The organism is Xenorhabdus anantnagensis (assembly GCF_028598555.1).
Lineage (GTDB): Bacteria > Pseudomonadota > Gammaproteobacteria > Enterobacterales > Enterobacteriaceae > Xenorhabdus > Xenorhabdus anantnagensis.
The window spans coordinates 64,412-82,485 of the sequence record NZ_JAQRFN010000008.1 but is presented as its reverse complement, the minus strand read 5'-3'; the positions used below and the strand labels follow the sequence as shown (position 1 = coordinate 82,485).

Below are 18,074 nucleotides of genomic sequence, written 5' to 3'. Positions count from 1 at the left end.
TTATGTCTGCAATCAATATACCTGCAATATCGTAATGAATGACAAGAATCAAAGAGGAGAAATTCCAATGAAAGCCTATCAGCGCGAATTTATTGAGCTGGCATTGAAAAAACAGGTGCTGAAATTTGGCGAGTTTACGCTGAAATCTGGTCGTAAAAGCCCGTATTTTTTCAATGCGGGTCTGTTTAATACCGGGCGTGACTTGGCATTAATTGGTCGTTTCTATGCGGCAGCATTGTTGGATAGCGGAATTAAGTGTGATTTGCTGTTTGGGCCGGCTTATAAGGGAATTCCGATTGCGACGACTACCGCAGTGGCATTGGCTGACCATCATGATATTGATATGCCTTATTGCTTTAATCGCAAGGAAGCCAAAAATCATGGCGAAGGTGGATCACTGGTTGGTAGCCCTCTGCAAGGTAATGTCGTGGTCGTGGATGATGTTATTACAGCAGGTACGGCGATTCGTGAATCGATGGAAATCATTAAGCAGCACGGGGCAACTCTATCTGGGGTGATTTTGTGTCTGGATCGTCAGGAACGTGGACGTGAAACACTTTCTGCCATTCAAGAAGTTGAACGTGACTACGATTGCCAAGTTTTCTCCATTATTACTTTGAATGATTTGGTGAGCTATTTGCGTGAAAATCCAGAGATGCAATCCCATCTGGAAGCTGTGGAAGCTTATCGCAAAGAATATGGTATTTGATGGTGAGTAAACGTTGCTAGTTGGTAACGAACGATAGACTGATAAAAAAATCCCTCGCCCAAAAGTGGGCGGGGTGAGTAGTAGAAATGGCATCCGCATATTGGTAGGGATTACGATAAGGGTGCCATTATTGAGCCACTTAATCGTGAACTCAATGAGTTGGAACATGCTAACACAATTTGATAGAAAATAATTTAATAAAAAACCGCACGTTATCATTCTATATACAAGGCGCGAATTTATGATGCCGCGATAAGCTATTGCCGTGGTAGTTTATTGCAGCTGGGTCAATATCAATGGCCAGCGTACTTCAAATTCAGTTGTCGGGCGATAGCGAAATTCAGAGCGAACAAAACGGGAGAGCATCCCTTCACAAAACGCCAGTAACTGTGATGCCAACACGGTCTCGTCATAATTGAATCCCTGTCCATCACGGATTTTTTTCTCTTTTAAAATTTGACGAAGTTGCATTTCAATTCGCTCAAATAGCTGGTTGATGCGATTTTGTAATCTGTCTTGCTCGAACATGAGAGCATGGCCGGTCATGATGCGGGTTAGTCCCGGATTTTTTTCCGCAAAACCTAAAAGAAGGGCGAGGATTAACCGAATGCGCGTGATAGTGTCCTTTTCATCTTGCAGGATCAGATTGATACGTGAAATTAAGGAATCTTCAATAAACTCAATCAAGCTGTCAAACATCCGGGTTTTGCTCGGAAAATGACGGTAAAGAGCTGCTTCAGAAACGCCAACGTTTGCGGCGAGTTTTGCAGTAGTAATGCGCTGACTGCCATCACTGGATTCCAGCATATGTGCCAGAGCCTGCAAGATTTCTTCGCGTCTATTTTTCTTTTTTGTACGTTCTTTTTCTGCCATGTCTGATAAGACCCCTGCTAAAACAGCAAAACAAATCGAGCTACTTTTTGCCACAACGTTATTGCTGACAAACAATGCTTTTGTCAGTCACTATGTTAGGCGAGAACATGTTAGGCAAAAACATTGCAGTCAAAAACATTGTGGACAAAAAATATGAAAATCGGTTGACGGTATCAGGCCTTATGAAAAATTATTGACGACCGGAATGACCGAAACCACCACTGCCGCGCTGGCTCGTCGAAAAATCTTCAACCAAATTAAATTCAGCCTGTACTACGGGCACAAAAACCATTTGGGCGATGCGCTCACCAGGTTCGATGAGGAAAGTTTTATTACCACGGTTCCAAACAGAAACCATTAATTGTCCCTGATAATCTGAGTCGATAAGCCCCACCAAATTACCCAAAACAACGCCATGTTTGTGGCCCAGGCCAGAACGAGGCAGAATGACGGCAGCCAATTGTTCATCGGCAATATGGATAGCAATCCCGGTTGGCAGAAGTTCAGTTTGGCCAGGAGCCAATTCCACTGCATTATCCAGACAAGCGCGTAAATCTAAACCCGCAGAGCCGGGTGTTGCATAAGTCGGTAAGGGAAATTCTTGCCCGATGCGGGGATCAAGGATTTTAACGTCGATTTTTTTCATCATAGCGTTTGAGTATCTCGTCTAATAAGCGGTGGCTAAGTTGTAATTTACCACTGTGAGGTAAATGGATACTGCCATCATGCCAGAATAGATGTAATGCATTAGTATCGCTGTTGAAACCGTGTCCGGCCAGGGATACATCATTCGCGCAAATCAAGTCCAGATTCTTCTGCTTGAGTTTTCCGCGGGCGTATTCTTCCACATTCTGGGTTTCGGCTGCAAATCCAACGACAAATGGACGAGCTTTTTCCATTGCGGCAACGCTCGCTACAATGTCAGGATTTTTCACGAGTGTAAATGTGATTTCATCACCCTGTTTTTTGATTTTCTCTGTCGAAATTTGCTTGAAACGATAGTCAGACACGGCAGCACAACCAATGAAGATATTCTGTGAGGCCGCTGTAGCTTGAACTTGTTCATGCATTTCCAACGCACTACTGACATCAATGCGTTTAACACCTTGTGGTGTCGGTAAATTAACGGGACCGGCGATTAATGTCACCTTTGCGCCACGTTCTGCTGCTGCCTGTGCAATGGAAAATCCCATTTTTCCGGAGCTGTGATTGCTGATGAAACGGACGGGATCCAAGGCCTCACGGGTTGGTCCTGCGGTAATTGTGATACGTAGACCAGAAAAATCTGGCTCGGTGCTGAAATGTTGCGTTGCCCGTTCGACAATCGCCATGGGTTCCAACATTCTTCCGGGTCCAACATCACCGCATGCTTGACTGCCTTCATCTGGGCCCCAAATCAATACATTGCGCTCTTTAAGTACCTTCAGGTTATGTTGGGTTGCTTGTGCACGATACATTTGTTGGTTCATTGCAGGTGCAACCGCAATAGGTGCAGCGGAAGCCAGACAGATTGTGGTGACTAAATCATTCGCCATGCCTGCGGTTAAGCGAGCCAGCAGGTCAGCAGTGGCGGGCGCGAGAATGATTAAATCAGCCCACTTTGCCAGCTCGATATGTCCCATGGCTGCTTCTGCCGCAGGATCTAGAAGATCATCAGAGACGGGATGACCAGATACCGCTTGTAAGGTCAGTGGGGTGATGAAAGCTTGTGCTGCTGAGGTCATGACGACGCGTATCTGAGCACCACGTTCACGCAAACGGCGCACGAGTTCGGCCGTTTTATAAGCGGCGATCCCTCCGCTGATTCCAAGGACGATACGCTTGCCAGAAAGCTGATTATCAGAAAGTTGTGTGCCGGAAAATCCTGTCATTTTGATTGTCCAGATGTAAGTTTCAATTCCTTAAGATTCTACCATAAGAAAATATTGAGTTGAGAATCGTCCCTATTTAGACAGTCAAAAATGACAAGTTTGCGAAGCGCTGCGCAAGCCATGCAAGTCGGGCTGGCGATGATTTTTTCATCATGGGATAGTAGAAATGTGAATGAGGGGTGTGAATATAGTCGGAGCGTGAGTGAATAAGGATAGCGGGCGAGTAAATCGAGTAAATATTGATTGATGGCTCCCATTGTCATGGGGAACTATAGGACAACAAAGGACATTGAAGGGGGGGCGTGTTATGGATTTCACGGTAATAGAAAGAAGTGATGAATTGCATTTAAATCTTCCTCCCCGGGAGAAATTACTGGCTTATGGGGCTGTTTCCCTAACCGATGCAGAGTTATTGGCTATCTTTTTGCGCACGGGAACCAGAGGCATTCCTGTCGTGCAAATGGCAGAGTATTTGCTGAAATCATTTGGCTCGCTTTATCATCTCTTATCCGCTGATTACGCTGATTTTTGTGCACATAAGGGTATGGGGCAATGCAAGTACGTGCAATTGCAGGCGGTATCTGAGTTGGCAAAACGATTTTTCTCCAGTCAGTTTATCCACGAAGATATCATGAGCAGTCCCACGATGACCCAGAATTACTTGCAGGATTTATTGTCTTGGCAAGATCGGGAAGTATTTGTAGTGCTGTTTTTGACAAACCAGAATAAAGTCATCTGCCATGATGAAATGTTTAAAGGAACGATAAACAAGGTTGAAGTTCATCCGCGTGAAATTGTGAAACAGGCGGTTAAAGTGAATGCTGCATCAATTATTCTTGCTCATAATCATCCTTCAGGTAATCCAGAGCCTAGTCTGGCTGATAAGTTGGTGACAGAAAAAATTATTGAAGCTTGTGACTTGGTGGGGGTTAAGGTTTTGGATCATATCGTTATTGGCAAGCAATATTGCGTCTCATTTATGGAAAGAGGTTGGATTTAGTACGGTTTTTTCGCTATACGATCAGATCTTAGTTGTTCGGGACTTGAGCATCAGCGAATGAGGGCGTATACTACGCCACCTTTGAGGATCTTGGGTTTGGCGAGAAGAGCCTATCTCAGTATATTTTTTGCTGAGAAAATGTGTGTCTTTTCAGTGACGTTCTTTTCGGTAACGTTCTTTTCAGTAAAGAAAGTTTGCTGAGATGGGCTCCTAAGCCTGACGAGGCGGTCACACCCAATACAAAGCTCGAGCTGATTTGATTTTTGGAGAATAGACATGTCCCGAGTCTGCCAAGTTACTGGCAAGCGCCCGGTGAGTGGTAACAACCGCTCCCACGCATTAAATGCGACTAAGCGTCGTTTTCTGCCTAACCTGCACTCTCATCGTTTCTGGGTTGAGTCTGAGAAACGCTTTGTAACTCTGCGTGTATCTGCTAAAGGTATGCGTGTGATTGACAAAAAGGGTATCGACACAGTTCTGGCTGAACTGCGTGCCCGTGGTGAGAAGTACTAAGGAGCTGAAAAATGGCTAAAGGTATTCGCGATAAAATCAAGCTGGTTTCTTCTGCTGGTACAGGGCACTTCTATACCACTACGAAGAACAAGCGTACTATGCCTGAAAAACTGGAAATGAAAAAATTCGACCCAGTTGTTCGCCAGCATGTAATGTACAAAGAAGCTAAAATTAAATAATTTTAGCGGATTATAAAAAAACCCAGCATTATGCTGGGTTTTTTTATGTCTGTAGATCGCATCACGATAGTTCAAATCGGGTTATGTGTGGACGTCATACACTGTTCAGCTATACTAGCGCTTTTTTAATATAAACCGTCAGGCGTGGCTTTAATGGCTAGAAAGACCTTGAATATCTTACATACAGAATCATCGTGTGGCTGGGGAGGGCAGGAGATTCGTATCCTGACGGAATCTCAGGGCATGATACAACGTGGACACCATGTGGTTATCGTATGTTGTCCAACTTCAACTTTGTACCGTGAAGCCCATCATTATGGTGTGCCTGTTGTTGCCCTCCCAATTGAAAAAAAACGTCTTTCCTGTTTTCGGGTAATGCGCCGTTGGCTAGAGACAGAAGGCCGTCAATTTGATGTGATCAATACCCACAGTTCTACTGATTCTTGGCTAGTGGCTGCGGCATGCACTACTTTAAAAGATATGCCGCCGATAGTCCGCACCCGTCATGTCTCGACTCATGTTTCAAAATCCATTGCAACTCGTTGGCTGTATTTGCATGCTGGACAGCATATTGTGACAACAGGGGAAAAACTGCGTCAGTATCTGCATGTACATAATGATTACCCACTTTCTCACATGACTTCTGTACCGACAGGGATCGACTTGTTACGTTTTCATCCTGAAAACAAATCGTTGAATCGTCAGCGTATTGGCATTAAAGACAAGCCAACCCTGGGTATTGTTGCCACAATGAGAACGTGGAAAGGACATCGTTATCTGCTTGATAGCTGGAAGATTCTTCATCAACGTTACCCTGATTGGCAATTGCTGTTTGTAGGGGATGGCCCCCAGAGAAAGAATTTAGAACCACAGGTTCAGCGGGAAGGGTTGACAGAAAGTGTCATTTTTCTTGGCAATCGTCAGGATGTCCCTGATTGCTTAAACGCAATGGATATCTTTGCTCTACCCTCGTTTGGTAATGAAGGTGTACCTCAAGGCATCATGCAGGCAATGGCGTGTGGATTGCCTGTTGTATCTACATCAGTGGGAGCAATTACAGAAGCTGTGATTGATGGAGATACAGGGTATATTATCGAACCTAAAAATGTCGAACAATTAACAGAAAAATTAGATTTATTAATGCATGATGCAGGGCTGCGTTTACAAATGGGAGAAGCTTCCCTGAAACGGGCGATTCACTTATTTAGTATGTCTAATATGTTAGACAAAATGGAGTCTATTTTTTATCGCAGTATAGAAAGCAAGCGATGATATTTTGTTTATTTTTTGTTTATATTGTTTTTATCCATATTGATGAAATAATCGCTATTTTTTTGTTTAACCATTTGAAATGAAATTTATTTCATTTTATTTTTTGTGCCTATAGTGTTTTTTAACAGCAAATAGAACATTGAATAACTTTGCTGTATAGTGCCTAAAGAACCAATCCTTGGATTGATAAATTAATATTCATTATTATGCAACCCCAAAAGATTTTAATCATCAATATTGCCCGTTTTGGCGATACACTGCTGGTAACTCCGGTCATCCGTGCTTTGAAAGAAAAGTGGCCGGAATCAAATATTGATATATTTGTGCATAAAAAAACAAAAGAAATCCTTGAAAACATTGATTCAATTAATGAGTTGAAAAATTTCTCAAAAGGTAAAGCCAGATGGTGTGGCTGGCTTTCTCGTCAGCAGTATGATTTGGCATTGGTATATGGTCACGATAAATCCTTATTGCAATACGCCAAACGCATAGCAAATTTAACCGTTTATTTTGCGGATGTTTCTGATGCAAAACCAAATGAGTATGTTGTTGCAAGGCCTGACGAACTGATGCCTGCACAACAGGAAAGAGCATTGTTAATTAATCCACTCGGGGTTGAAGTCAGTGACTGGCGTTTGCAATATTGTGTAAGCCCATGTGAAGAGGCATACGCCAGAAATTTTCTTCATCAGCAAGGGATTGAACAGCAATTAAGAATTGGTTTTCAGTTACAGAGTTTTCCAGCAAAAGCCTATCGTGATTGGCCTGTAGAACACTTTTACGAATTAGCTCAACGTATTTATCGTGATTATCCGCATGCGCATATTTTGCTGCTAGGCAGTAAAGATGGTGAAAACAGTGCACGGATGCTGGTTGAAAAATTGGGTACAAACAGATGTTCATCGTTGGCTGGTAAGACTACGATGCGGCAGAACGCGGCAATTATGAGTCAACTTAATCTGTATGTGGGTGTTGATACAGGAACGACCCATTTGGCTGGAGCATTGGGAATACCAATGGTTGCTTTATATCACAGTTTTCATCCTGGACGTTTTCTTGCACCTCAACAACATCCGAAATTAGTCGTAATTGAACATCCTATAGATTATAGACAGGCCTCTCGTCAAGATACAATGTCAGCGATATCCATAGATCAAGTCTGGCATTCTGTTCAAAATTTGCTGGAAAATGAATGAAAGGATAATGAACAAAATGAAGATAGGATTTATCGATGTTACCGTTACCATGTCCTACGGTGGTATTCAAACCGCAGTTTGGGAGTTAGCCAAGGCGTTGACAGATGCGGGGCATGAGGTCCATATTTTCGGTGGTAGTGGTGATGTTCGGCCTGCATTGGGTGGAAGAAATATCCATATTCATACCTTCCCTTTTATTCCTAGAGCGCGCGTGCTTAACATCGGGCGTCGTTTTCAACGCATTGTTGAACGTTACTCTTTCGCTCGTCATGCCCGTGAAATCGTTATTGCTGAAAATTTTGATTGGGTGATTTTGACGAAACCTTTTGATTTTTTCTGGCCCAGAATGATGCCTAAAATATCCCATACCCGGTTTTGCTATATGAGTGGTGGAACCAGTTTTTTTAAAGGGGATCGGTTATTAGGTAAGAAAATATCTGCATGGGTTGCGTGCAGCCATTTCAATGCCTGGCAGATTCATCACCACTTCAAGCAATTTCCGAGCGTTATTTATAATGGAGTGGATATCGATAAATTTAAGCCTGCTGATTCTGATGTCCGAACTCGATTAGGTATCGATGAAAAAACGTTCTTGTTAACGTTCGCGGGTAGACTGGTTGGCTGGAAAGGCATGAAAGTGGCTATTGACGCAATGGCTTTGCTGCGGGACAAAGATGTAAAATTATTGATTATTGGTGAAGGTGAAGAGTTGAAATCGCTTGAAAAGCGAGTCTCTGCTTTACAGTTGCAAAGATCTGTCATTTTTCATTCTTCAGTTGGTCATGATCAATTACCTGAATTTTATGCAGCGGGAGATGCTGGTATTTTTCCTAGTATTGGTGATGAAGCGTTTGGTATTACTATTGCAGAATCAATGGCATGTGGGCGGCCTGTAATTGCCAGTTATATTGGTGGAATACCGGAGGTGGTTGGCAACGAAGGGAGTGCTGGTATTTTGGTCACTCCGGGAGATGCTGTGGCTATTGCTGATGCGGTAAATCATCTTTTGTCTTTGCCGGATAGAGGAGAAGGTATGGGTAAATCTGCGCGTCAGAGGATTGAATCAATGTACACTTGGGAACATTCTGCTAGCCGTTTATTGAACGCGACAAAAAATAATGAAAATTGCGTATATTGATCCTTACCCTGTGCCTGATTATCGGGTTGCGTCCTTACAAATTTTGCAGAATGTAGATGCTTTTGCCCGACAGGGATATCGTGTCTATCTGATTACCCCAAAAGGCCAAAGCCAAGTTGAAGATATTCTTGGTAGGTCGTTGCCGCCTTCTGTAGAATTAATTGCTCTGCACAATATACGTAGAAAATGGTATTTCCCATTAAATACTCAGAAACTGTTTGATTTGCAGGTTTCTCGATGGCTTAAAGAGTATCAGGTTGATGCTCTTTTTACCCGTAATCTCAAAATGGCTAATTACCTGTTGCGCAATCATCCAGATATTCCTCATTTCTTTGAAAGCCACGAAGTATTTTCTCAGTCATTTAAAGAATCCCATGATTTACTCAACCGTAAAAACCAACGTAAATATCATAAGTTAAGAGAAATGGAACAGCAGGTTTATGATAGTTCTAAGGCTATCTTTGCCCTGACTTCGTTATTACGAGAAGATATTTATAAGCAATATAGTGTTACAACACCAATTGTTGTGGCATCCGATGGCGTTGATATTCTGGCGGTTGAACTAGCTAAGCAAACTCTTTCCAATCGTGATCTCAAAAGTATTCCTCCTAAAAAAGTGCTTTATTTGGGGAGCTTGCATCGTTGGAAAGGCGTACCAACGGTAATGAAAGCCATGTCTTACCTGGATAACATTGAGTTGAATATTGCGGGTGGTACAACTGAGCAAATTGAACGATTGCAGCAAATAGCTGAACAAATTGGTGTGAGTGACAAAGTCAATTTCCTTGGTTTTATTCAACCCAGAAAACGCTTTCAGGTTATTGCTGATAGCGATATCTGTGTTCTGCCGCTGACGAAAACTAGCATAGGCAGTCGTTATACTTCTCCTCTTAAACTGTTTGAATATATGGCCATGGGCAAGCCTGTGGTTATTTCTGATTTCCCTTCTATTCGCGATGCTGTTGATGAAAATGCGGTAAATTTTGCTGATAGTGAAAACGCCGAGAGTTTTGCTGAACAGATACAATGGCTGATTAATCATCCCGATGAAATGATGGCGAAAGTTGACCATTCGCAACGACTGGTAACGGAACGTTTTAACTGGGATCAGCGTGCGAAGTTAATTATGACAGTGATATCGGAAAAGTTGTCACAGTGAGTATTTCTCCGGTGATCCAAATCGAATCTGGCTGCAAATGATACATGAAAACGGTATTGTAATCTGCTCAGATACAATGTCGTAGATAACTTATTTAAGGAGTCGGTATGCCGGAGCTACCAGAGGTGGAAACCAGTCGCAGGGGGATTGAACCTCATCTGGTTGGGAATGTGATCCAATATGCTGAGGTCAGAAATTCACGCTTGCGCTGGCCTGTTTCCGAGCAAATCATGGCGCTTTCAGACAGGCCAGTTCTTAGTGTTCAGCGACGGGCAAAATACTTGTTGCTTGAGTTGCCGGAGGGCTGGATTATTATCCATCTGGGAATGTCCGGCAGTTTACGTATCTTGTTGGATGAACAGCCTCCAGCGAAGCATGATCATGTTGATTTGATTATGGCTGATGGCAAAATTCTCCGGTATACCGATCCCCGGCGTTTTGGTGCGTGGTTGTGGAGTGATAATCTCAATGAGTGCTCTGTACTGGCTCATTTAGGCCCTGAGCCTCTTTCTGACCAGTTTGATGGCGAATACCTTTACACGCTTTCCCGCAATAAAAAAACGGCGATCAAACCTTGGTTGATGGATAATAAAGTTGTCGTTGGTGTTGGGAATATCTATGCCAACGAAGCGCTGTTTGTTGCTCGTATCTTGCCTGAACGTCCGGTGAATTCGTTGACACAGCAAGAAGCCCATCTATTAGTCGATATAATCAAACAGATCTTGCGTCGTTCCATTGAACAAGGTGGAACGACGCTGAAGGATTTTCTGCAATCTGATGGAAAACCGGGGTATTTTGCTCAGGAGTTGTTTGTCTATGGCAAGAAAGGTGAGCTTTGCCCACAATGTGGTGAGAAAAGTGGTGCGAAAATCGAGAGTGTAAAATTGGGGCAACGCAGTACATTTTTCTGCCGTCAGTGTCAGCATTAGGCATATTTGGGGGCAGAAAATAATTGCCCCCTCATGATGATGTTATTTACCTAACTTCTTTAACATTGCTTTTGCAACTGGCTCTGACAGGAAGGATGAAATGTCACCATCATGGCGTGCAACATCCTTGATTAAGGATGATGAGACGAAGGACAGAGTTTGAGAAGGTAATAAAAAGACACTCTCCAGCTCTGGCACAAAATGTCGATTCATATTGGCAAGTTGCCATTCATATTCAAAATCGGAAACAGAACGCACTCCGCGGATTAAGATGTTAGCCTGCTGCTTTTTAGCAAAATTAACCATCAGTTCGCTAAATCCAACAACATCGACATTTTCCAGATGGGCCGTGACTTCTTTTGCCAGCGCAACACGTTCTTCCAAATTGAACATGGGATTTTTTCTATCACTATTGGCGATAGCCAATAAAACATGGTCAAACATATTTGCGGCACGAGTAACGATATCAAGATGACCGTAAGTGATAGGATCAAAAGTGCCGGGATAAATCGCTTTTCTTTTCATCGTTGTTTTTACTCTTTGTTTGAGTCATTTCCCAAAGTGCAGCGTATTTATTGAATGTATATTGAGCATTCACAATTGCTAACACTAGCCCTTGCTTGCCATCCAAAAAACCTGCTCTTAATAGCCAAGTTTTGAAAAATGCTCCCAGCGTATGGCTGATTATAGAAAAATAACGGGTTTTCTTGCCTTGCTCGTAGCGATGTTTTGCCCAATCTCTCGCGTAATTCAATTGTTTTTGCTGGAATTCCATCAGGTTACGGCAGGTCAAGTGACGTAAATCACCTTTTAACGTCACGATAGTTGCGCCTTGAGTATCAAGGGATTCATGAACCTGATTGTCATTGTATTGATAACGTTCACGGCAATAAAGACGAATCACTTTATCGGGATACCAGCCACTGTGTTTCATGAATCGCCCCATAAACAGATTAAGGCGTGCGCAGCTATAGACTTTATTATCGTCAGGATTGGCCAAGACCTGTTCAATGGATGCTTTTAGTTCTGGAGTCACCCGTTCATCGCTATCAATCATAAAAATATAATCACCGCTGGCGTAGGATTGTGCGAGCTGTCGTTGACGACCGAAGCCTGGCCATTCGGTATTCGAGTAGATTTTTGCCCCCATCTCGCTGGCTATTTGACAAGTTGTGTCAGTACTGCCGGAATCCAAGACGATGATTTCATCTGCCCAATTCACGGAAAGCAGGCAATTTGCAATCAAATCAGCGGCATTTTTGGTGATCATGACAACGGACAGACGTTTTTTCGCGATCATTAATGGCTCCTTGGAGGGAGATAAGGTTCCAGTAATTTTAGCAAGCGTTGAAGCGCTCCTTGGTTTTCATGCAGGACTTCTGCTGCATGGTGACCGTAATAGCGTCGGTAATCTTCGTCTGTCAGCAAGCTGTTGATAGCTGAACTTAATGATTGGCTATCAGTAACAGTAATTAGTCCATCCGCTTTATCCAGCTTGGCACAGATATCTTTAAAATTGAATGTATGTGGCCCCATGATAACCGGAATGGCATGGGCTGCCGCTTCCAGTGGGTTATGTCCCCCACGTTCTATCAGGCTACCCCCGACAAAAGCCAGATCAGCGATACCGTACAGGAGCATCAATTCGCCCATCGTATCTCCAATAACTACTTGTATATCGGCGTCAGGAATAGTATCGGCACTACGCAAGACTGCGTTCAGCCCGGCTTTTTGGGTCAACTCAGCGGCTTTACCAAAACGCTCAGGGTGGCGGGGAACCAGAATTAACAGTAAATCAGGGAATTGTTTAAGCAGTTTGCAATGTGCATCCAGAATAACCGTTTCTTCCCCATCATGGGTGCTGGTTGCTATCCATACAGGGCGATGAGGTGCCCATTGGCGGCGCAATGTGACGGCTTTGGCTGCGAGTTCTGGTGTAACAGAGATATCAAATTTAAGGCTACCAGTAACAGAAAGTTGGGAACGTCTTAATCCCAATTCGATAAAGCGTTCACCATCTTCCTGATTTTGTGCGGCTATCAATGTGATCTTATTTAGAACGGTTTTGATGAAGCTGCCAATTTTCTGATATCCCGCCGCAGATCGGGTTGATAGCCTTGCGTTGGCAATAACCAGCGGAATTTCCCGCTGGTGTAGCTGAGTGATCAGATTCGGCCATAGTTCGGTTTCCATAATGATCACTAACTTTGGATTTATGTGATCAAGAAAGCGACTCATTGAACCTGGCAGGTCATAGGGAAGGTATACGTGGTTAACATCATTGCCCAGAGCAGAAAGAACCCTTTCAGATCCTGTCGGTGTCATGGTAGTTATAGTAATGGGCAAAAAAGGATAATGATGCCGTAAGATCCGCACTAGCGGAATGGCAGCCAATGTCTCTCCAACAGAAACGGAATGCAGTAATATCCCACCTGGGGTGACCTTTTTGGCACAGAAGCCGTAGCGTTCCCCCCAGCGTTTTCGGTACGCAGGGGATTTTCGGCTGCGCAACAGCAGACGTAACCAAATAATTGGTTGGATAAGGTAGAGAAGTACCTGATATAAGCGAAGCAACATTCTATCAAATTCACTGACATAGACTGCGGTTATAGTACCACATTGGCTTGAAGAAAGTGTGTAAAATGCGGATATCTTGCGCGCCTATTTCCAAGAGGTCGTAGAAGAACCGCTGGTGCGCTAGGTGAATCTACTTGATATCTAAAGATAGCGGGAGGAGGCTGCTATCTTTAGAATATAATGTAATAAGATTTCTGCCTCAATCGCGAATATTGGAAACACAATGGGCAAAATATTCCCTCGATTTAAAAAGATTTTGATCATAAAACTGAGACATCATGGTGATACGTTGCTTATCACACCAGTTGTGAATACGTTGAAAGAAAATTTTCCTGACGCTGAGATTGATGTCTTACTGTACAAAGAAACAGAGCCAATGTTGATGAATTTCGCTGCTATATCCCATATTTTTTCTGTAGATAGGCAGTGGAAAAAGGAGGGTATAAAAGCTTATATCGCTCACCATTGGCGTTTACTGAATCAATTGAAGAAAAGAAAATACGATCTCATTATTAACCTTGCTGATCAGTGGTACAGTGCTCTGGTGTCTAAGATTTCTGGTGCTCCAACCCGCATCGCCTTTGATTTTCCCAAGCGACAAAATTGGGTATGGAAAGTCTGTTTTACTGATTTGGTTTCTACTGAAGGTGAAGAAACTCTACATGTTGTTGAACAGAATTTATCAGCATTGAAACCGATTAATCTTTCCAGTATAAATTTTGATGTAACAATGAGTTATAGTGAGAATGATTGGCATCAGGTATCAAATCTTTTGCATGCCGGTGGAATTTATCACAAGTATATCGTTATCCATCCGGCGTCACGCTGGTTTTTCAAGTGTTGGAATGAGGGGAAGATGAGTAAAATCATCAACGCCTTACAAGTAGATGGGCATTCAATTGTTGTAACATCAGGAACGGAACCACGAGAAAAAGAGATGGTGGAGGAAATTTTATCCACTTGTAATCAGGAAAATATTGTCTCTCTAGCTGGTCAGATTACGTTACCCCAACTTGGGGCACTAATTGCCCATTCCAAGTTGTTTATTGGGGTTGATTCTGTTCCTATGCATATGGCAGCTGCTTTGAAAACACCTTGTATTGCATTATTTGGGCCTTCTAAATTAGTTTTCTGGCGTCCATGGCGTGTTAATGGGGAAGTGATTTGGGCGGGGAATTACGGTAAATTACCTGATCCTGATGATATTGATACTAAAACAGATGTTCGTTATTTAGATTTTATCCCTACTGATATCGTGATTACTGCTGCCCGGAGATATTTATAATGAAACCTATGCGCCTTGCCATTGTCCGGCAAAAATATCGGCCTGATGGAGGTGCTGAGCGTTTTATTTCTAGGGCACTTGAGGCATTGAATAATGACAGTTTGGACTTGAACGTCATTACTCGCTCTTGGGAAGGCAGTCGCAATCCTAATTGGCATATACATTTGGCAAACCCTTTTAAGTGGGATCGGATTAGTCGAGAGAAAAAATTTGCTGATGCCGCCAGACTTATTTGGCAAAAGGAGAAATTCGATATCGTTCAAAGTCATGAGCGAATTGCTGGATGTGATGTGTACCGAGCAGGGGATGGGGTTCATCGGCGTTGGTTGCTGCAAAGATCGCGGATCTTGCCATCTTGGAAAAGCAAATTGCTTTTTGCCAGTCGTTATCATCGCTATGTTATGGAGGCTGAAAAAAAAATGTACCTTGCCCCTGAATTAAAAAAGGTCATTTGCAATTCTCAGATGATAAAGCGTGAAGTGATGGAAGATTTTGGTCTGCCCGATGAGAAAATCTCTGTTATCTATAATGCCATTGACCAGTCACAATTTTTTCCTACCGGAGAAGCTGAAAGGCTTGCGTTAAGGCAGGAATATGCCATTCCTGCACAGTCAAAATGTTTTGTATATGTAGGTTCAGGTTTTGAAAGAAAAGGATTAAAAGCCGCTATAGAAGCTATCAGCATGACAGATGCTTATCTGGTTGTGGTTGGTCAGGATAAAGAGGAAAATAAATATAAACAGTTGGTTAATTCGCTTGGCTGTCATGAGCGAATTAGATTTATGGGTGTACAAAAAAAGACTTTGCCATTTTATCAAATGGTGGATGGATTATTATTACCAACATTATATGACCCTTTCCCGAATGTTATTTTGGAAGCTATGGCATGTGGCTTACCTGTCATAACAAGTAACACTTGTGGGGGGGCTGAATTCATTATTACTGGCGAGAATGGATTTGTGTGTGATGCTCTAGATACTTCAGCTTTGGCTGAATCTATTTCTCTAGTGCCAGCAGATCATTTAACCAGTAGAGCCTCAATGTTATCAAAAGAGAAAATAGCGAACTATACTCCGGATTATTTATCTCAGCAGTTAACGGACCTGTATAGTAAGGTGCTTTCCCTATGAAAGGACATATTCTATTTATCATTGATGGATTATCAGGAGGGGGGGCCGAGAATGTTACAATTCGTTTGTGTAGTGGCCTGCAACAAAAGGGTTTCGATATTACTTTGTTATCTCTTTCTGACAAATGTGAATATCCACTTCCAGAGCATGTTGAGTTAATCATTGATGCTGATGCTTATAGAGGACCTTTTAGAAGACAGACTGAAATTGTTCGTAGATCTCAATCTATGGATAGAGTTCTGGCGAAAGTCTTTCTTCAAAAAGGTACGCCTGTGTTAGTGATATCTAACTTACATAAAACGGATCGCATTGTTGCAAAGTCCAAGATATTGGCAGATTTGAATATATGGTTTTGTATTCACGGTGTGTTTTCAAAATCGTATCTTGAGAATAAAAATGGCTTATCTCGTTGGATTAAAAAATGGAAAATCCAACGCGTTTATAAAAATCGTAACTTAATTTGTGTTTCTGATGCCGTTGGTTTGGATTTGAAAGAAAATTTATCGTTGATCCCTAAAAAAATGGTTACTATTTATAATCCATTCAACCTAACTGAAATAAAAAAACGTTCTTTGGAAATAAGCTCTTATTCCAATGAAAATTATTTTCTTCATTTAGGACGTTTCCACAGTGTAAAACGCCACGACCGATTACTGGATGCTTTTGCCAAAGCTGAGCTTCCCTGTAAGTTATTGATCGCTGGTCAGGGAGATGATGGGATGACTAAAGCTATTAAGAAGAAAATTGAGGAACTTCAGTTGCAATCTAAAGTTTTTCTAATTGGTTTTTTAGCGAATCCATTACCAGTAATACGAGGAGCCAAAGCTGTTGTATTAAGTTCTGATAGCGAAGGATTGGGTAATGTTTTGATTGAAGCGCTGATTTGTCATACACCGATTATTAGCACGAATTGTCCGGGTGGCGTTAGTGAAATTATGGTAGGTGAATTGGAACAATATAAGTCTGAACTGACTTCTGACTCATTAGCAGAAAAAATGCGATTGGTTTATCAAATTCCACCAGTCATTACGGAAGATATGTATAAAAAATTCGATTTGGAAGTTGTTCTTGGTAAGTATTTAGCTTTGATAAAACAATAACTATTATGAGTATTATTTCTTGAGATATTTTAATGGAAGATAAGAAATTTAAAAAACTACGTGAAATAAATAGAAAGAAAAATTATTTCTTTAAACGACTGAGATTTAATGTCGCCAAAGTATTTATTGATAAATGGAAAAGGAATGAATTTTATTCTGTTGATATAAAAAAAATTCTTTTTTTAAGAGATGATAATAAAATTGGCGATATGATTGTCTCTACACCCGTATTTAAAGCGTTATCTCAGCATGGATTTGAGCTGCATGTGTTATCAGGCTATTCCAATTATTGTGTGATTGAAAGTAATCCATATATAGATAAATTTTACTTCTATCCTGATGAAACTAAAGAGATAGTTAAGCTTGGCTTGAAATTAAAAAAAGAAAAATATGATCTTGTCATTGATATGGGAGAGCAATTACCTGTCATCTATCTCTTGTTTATACGACTTATTAATGCTAAGAATGTCTTTGGATTTAATAAAGAAAAAATAAACATATACAATAAGAATTTAAAGTATTCTCAATATGAATCGCATATCACTGAACGATACAAAATTCTTATGAAGAATATAGGAATTTATGCTTATAATATGCAGTATGATATACATGTTCCTAAAAACATTCAGGATGAAGTGTTTGATTTATATGCTGATTTACCTGGAGAAATAACTGTTGTTATTAATCCTTTTGCTGCTGAGGAAAGAAGAAATATTTCCAAAGAACAATTGATAGGTATAATATCTCATATTAGTAAATTACGTCCATCAGTTAATATTATATTGGTGGGGCATCTTGATAAACTAAATACTCTTCCGTATTTGAGTGAATGTATAATTAATCCGTTTGGTAGCTTCCTGAGTGCGGTAGAAATTATAAGGCAAGCTGATCTAGTGATTTCACCAGATACATCAATTGTACATGTAGCAGCTGCATATGAGAAAAACACGATTGCACTATATGGCAATGATAAGCATGGGAATTTCGTTAATAATCATGTATGGGGACCTGGAAATAAAAATGCTATCCAGTTAGTTCAAAAGAAAGAAAATAGTAAAATTAGTGAAATACCATTAGATGTTATTTTGGAACAGATAAATTTTTTCTTAAATAAATTGGGAAAATAAAGATGCAGATTAAGGA

Annotated in this window: 19 protein-coding genes; 13 read left to right on the top strand and 6 right to left on the bottom strand. The window is 41.5% G+C overall.

What is annotated here, in order from left to right; translation table 11 throughout:
• Positions 1-67 precede the first annotated feature (67 nt).
• Positions 68-709 (top strand): orotate phosphoribosyltransferase, encoded by a 642-nt coding sequence (pyrE, locus tag PSI14_RS08200; protein WP_273575519.1) that lies wholly within the window; start codon positions 68-70, stop codon positions 707-709.
• A gap of 273 nt (positions 710-982) precedes the next feature.
• Here the strand turns inward: pyrE and slmA are convergent, their stop codons facing one another.
• The 3 genes from slmA to coaBC all read right to left on the bottom strand — a co-directional run bounded on the left by slmA (position 983) and on the right by coaBC (position 3,453).
• Positions 983-1,582: a nucleoid occlusion factor SlmA gene (gene slmA, locus PSI14_RS08195; protein ID WP_273575453.1), complete on the bottom strand. Its 600-nt coding sequence runs from the start codon at positions 1,580-1,582 to the stop codon at positions 983-985.
• A 190-nt stretch (positions 1,583-1,772) separates the two neighbouring features.
• Positions 1,773-2,231, bottom strand: coding sequence for a dUTP diphosphatase (gene dut / locus PSI14_RS08190; protein WP_273575452.1), 459 nt, complete (start codon positions 2,229-2,231; stop codon positions 1,773-1,775).
• Positions 2,209-3,453, bottom strand: a complete 1,245-nt coding sequence (gene coaBC / locus PSI14_RS08185) for a bifunctional phosphopantothenoylcysteine decarboxylase/phosphopantothenate--cysteine ligase CoaBC (RefSeq protein ID WP_273575451.1) — start codon at positions 3,451-3,453, stop codon at positions 2,209-2,211. Before coaBC ends, dut begins: the two co-directional genes overlap by 23 nt.
• Positions 3,454-3,760: 307 nt before the next feature.
• Here coaBC and radC point away from each other — a divergent pair, with 307 nt between their 5' ends.
• The 8 genes from radC to mutM all read left to right on the top strand — a co-directional run bounded on the left by radC (position 3,761) and on the right by mutM (position 10,839).
• A complete protein-coding gene (gene radC, locus PSI14_RS08180) occupies positions 3,761-4,453 on the top strand; it encodes a RadC family protein (RefSeq protein WP_273575450.1) in 693 nt (230 codons plus the stop codon).
• 276 nt (positions 4,454-4,729) lie between these two features.
• Positions 4,730-4,966, top strand: a complete 237-nt coding sequence (rpmB, locus tag PSI14_RS08175; protein ID WP_038239873.1) for a 50S ribosomal protein L28 — start codon at positions 4,730-4,732, stop codon at positions 4,964-4,966.
• An 11-nt stretch (positions 4,967-4,977) separates the two neighbouring features.
• Positions 4,978-5,145 carry a 50S ribosomal protein L33 gene (rpmG, locus tag PSI14_RS08170; RefSeq protein WP_010847629.1) on the top strand — a complete coding sequence of 56 codons (168 nt, stop codon included), beginning with the start codon at positions 4,978-4,980 and terminating at the stop codon, positions 5,143-5,145.
• Between the two features lie 153 nt (positions 5,146-5,298).
• Positions 5,299-6,417 carry a glycosyltransferase family 4 protein gene (locus PSI14_RS08165; RefSeq protein ID WP_273575449.1) on the top strand — a complete coding sequence of 373 codons (1,119 nt, stop codon included), beginning with the start codon at positions 5,299-5,301 and terminating at the stop codon, positions 6,415-6,417.
• Positions 6,418-6,623: 206 nt separating this feature from the next.
• Positions 6,624-7,613 carry a glycosyltransferase family 9 protein gene (locus PSI14_RS08160; RefSeq protein ID WP_273575448.1) on the top strand — a complete coding sequence of 330 codons (990 nt, stop codon included), beginning with the start codon at positions 6,624-6,626 and terminating at the stop codon, positions 7,611-7,613.
• Positions 7,614-7,629: 16 nt separating this feature from the next.
• Positions 7,630-8,751, top strand: a complete 1,122-nt coding sequence (locus tag PSI14_RS08155; RefSeq protein WP_273575447.1) for a glycosyltransferase family 4 protein — start codon at positions 7,630-7,632, stop codon at positions 8,749-8,751.
• A complete protein-coding gene (locus PSI14_RS08150; RefSeq protein ID WP_273575446.1) occupies positions 8,732-9,910 on the top strand; it encodes a glycosyltransferase family 4 protein in 1,179 nt (392 codons plus the stop codon). The genes PSI14_RS08155 and PSI14_RS08150 overlap by 20 nt, the downstream gene beginning before the upstream one ends.
• Positions 9,911-10,017: 107 nt before the next feature.
• Entirely contained in the window at positions 10,018-10,839 is an 822-nt protein-coding gene (gene mutM, locus PSI14_RS08145) for a bifunctional DNA-formamidopyrimidine glycosylase/DNA-(apurinic or apyrimidinic site) lyase (protein WP_273575445.1), read from the top strand.
• Between the two features lie 42 nt (positions 10,840-10,881).
• Here the strand turns inward: mutM and coaD are convergent, their stop codons facing one another.
• Genes coaD through waaA form a run of 3 tightly spaced genes read right to left on the bottom strand, consistent with a single transcriptional unit; the run spans position 10,882 to position 13,416 of the window.
• Positions 10,882-11,364 (bottom strand): pantetheine-phosphate adenylyltransferase, encoded by a 483-nt coding sequence (gene coaD / locus PSI14_RS08140; RefSeq protein WP_273575444.1) that lies wholly within the window; start codon positions 11,362-11,364, stop codon positions 10,882-10,884.
• Positions 11,330-12,139 carry a glycosyltransferase family 2 protein gene (locus tag PSI14_RS08135; protein WP_273575443.1) on the bottom strand — a complete coding sequence of 270 codons (810 nt, stop codon included), beginning with the start codon at positions 12,137-12,139 and terminating at the stop codon, positions 11,330-11,332. Before PSI14_RS08135 ends, coaD begins: the two co-directional genes overlap by 35 nt.
• Positions 12,139-13,416, bottom strand: a complete 1,278-nt coding sequence (waaA, locus tag PSI14_RS08130) for a lipid IV(A) 3-deoxy-D-manno-octulosonic acid transferase (RefSeq protein ID WP_273575442.1) — start codon at positions 13,414-13,416, stop codon at positions 12,139-12,141. Before waaA ends, PSI14_RS08135 begins: the two co-directional genes overlap by 1 nt.
• A gap of 223 nt (positions 13,417-13,639) precedes the next feature.
• Here waaA and rfaQ point away from each other — a divergent pair, with 223 nt between their 5' ends.
• The 4 genes from rfaQ to PSI14_RS08110 are packed head-to-tail and all read left to right on the top strand — an operon-like array spanning position 13,640 to position 18,058.
• Positions 13,640-14,701, top strand: a complete 1,062-nt coding sequence (rfaQ, locus tag PSI14_RS08125) for a putative lipopolysaccharide heptosyltransferase III (RefSeq protein ID WP_273575441.1) — start codon at positions 13,640-13,642, stop codon at positions 14,699-14,701.
• Positions 14,701-15,831, top strand: a complete 1,131-nt coding sequence (locus PSI14_RS08120) for a glycosyltransferase family 4 protein (protein WP_273575440.1) — start codon at positions 14,701-14,703, stop codon at positions 15,829-15,831. The genes rfaQ and PSI14_RS08120 overlap by 1 nt, the downstream gene beginning before the upstream one ends.
• Positions 15,828-16,931, top strand: a complete 1,104-nt coding sequence (locus PSI14_RS08115; RefSeq protein WP_273575439.1) for a glycosyltransferase — start codon at positions 15,828-15,830, stop codon at positions 16,929-16,931. Before PSI14_RS08120 ends, PSI14_RS08115 begins: the two co-directional genes overlap by 4 nt.
• 32 nt (positions 16,932-16,963) lie before the next feature.
• Positions 16,964-18,058, top strand: a complete 1,095-nt coding sequence (locus PSI14_RS08110) for a glycosyltransferase family 9 protein (RefSeq protein ID WP_273575438.1) — start codon at positions 16,964-16,966, stop codon at positions 18,056-18,058.
• Positions 18,059-18,074 lie beyond the last annotated feature (16 nt).

Excerpts from the sequence above, each read along its gene's own strand:
- rpmG (WP_010847629.1), top strand. The coding sequence starts at position 4,978 with ATGGCTAAAGGTATTCGCGATAAAATCAAGCTGGTTTCTTCTGCTGGT.
- PSI14_RS08110 (WP_273575438.1), top strand. The coding sequence starts at position 16,964 with ATGGAAGATAAGAAATTTAAAAAACTACGTGAAATAAATAGAAAGAAA.
- PSI14_RS08155 (WP_273575447.1), top strand. The coding sequence starts at position 7,630 with ATGAAGATAGGATTTATCGATGTTACCGTTACCATGTCCTACGGTGGT.
- dut (WP_273575452.1), bottom strand. The coding sequence starts at position 2,231 with ATGATGAAAAAAATCGACGTTAAAATCCTTGATCCCCGCATCGGGCAA.
- PSI14_RS08135 (WP_273575443.1), bottom strand. The coding sequence starts at position 12,139 with ATGATCGCGAAAAAACGTCTGTCCGTTGTCATGATCACCAAAAATGCC.
- PSI14_RS08165 (WP_273575449.1), top strand. The coding sequence starts at position 5,299 with ATGGCTAGAAAGACCTTGAATATCTTACATACAGAATCATCGTGTGGC.
- waaA (WP_273575442.1), bottom strand. The coding sequence starts at position 13,416 with ATGTTGCTTCGCTTATATCAGGTACTTCTCTACCTTATCCAACCAATT.
- PSI14_RS08150 (WP_273575446.1), top strand. The coding sequence starts at position 8,732 with ATGAAAATTGCGTATATTGATCCTTACCCTGTGCCTGATTATCGGGTT.
- slmA (WP_273575453.1), bottom strand. The coding sequence starts at position 1,582 with ATGGCAGAAAAAGAACGTACAAAAAAGAAAAATAGACGCGAAGAAATC.
- PSI14_RS08115 (WP_273575439.1), top strand. The coding sequence starts at position 15,828 with ATGAAAGGACATATTCTATTTATCATTGATGGATTATCAGGAGGGGGG.
- mutM (WP_273575445.1), top strand. The coding sequence starts at position 10,018 with ATGCCGGAGCTACCAGAGGTGGAAACCAGTCGCAGGGGGATTGAACCT.
- PSI14_RS08120 (WP_273575440.1), top strand. The coding sequence starts at position 14,701 with ATGAAACCTATGCGCCTTGCCATTGTCCGGCAAAAATATCGGCCTGAT.
- pyrE (WP_273575519.1), top strand. The coding sequence starts at position 68 with ATGAAAGCCTATCAGCGCGAATTTATTGAGCTGGCATTGAAAAAACAG.
- coaBC (WP_273575451.1), bottom strand. The coding sequence starts at position 3,453 with ATGACAGGATTTTCCGGCACACAACTTTCTGATAATCAGCTTTCTGGC.
- PSI14_RS08160 (WP_273575448.1), top strand. The coding sequence starts at position 6,624 with ATGCAACCCCAAAAGATTTTAATCATCAATATTGCCCGTTTTGGCGAT.
- coaD (WP_273575444.1), bottom strand. The coding sequence starts at position 11,364 with ATGAAAAGAAAAGCGATTTATCCCGGCACTTTTGATCCTATCACTTAC.
- rpmB (WP_038239873.1), top strand. The coding sequence starts at position 4,730 with ATGTCCCGAGTCTGCCAAGTTACTGGCAAGCGCCCGGTGAGTGGTAAC.
- rfaQ (WP_273575441.1), top strand. The coding sequence starts at position 13,640 with ATGGGCAAAATATTCCCTCGATTTAAAAAGATTTTGATCATAAAACTG.
- radC (WP_273575450.1), top strand. The coding sequence starts at position 3,761 with ATGGATTTCACGGTAATAGAAAGAAGTGATGAATTGCATTTAAATCTT.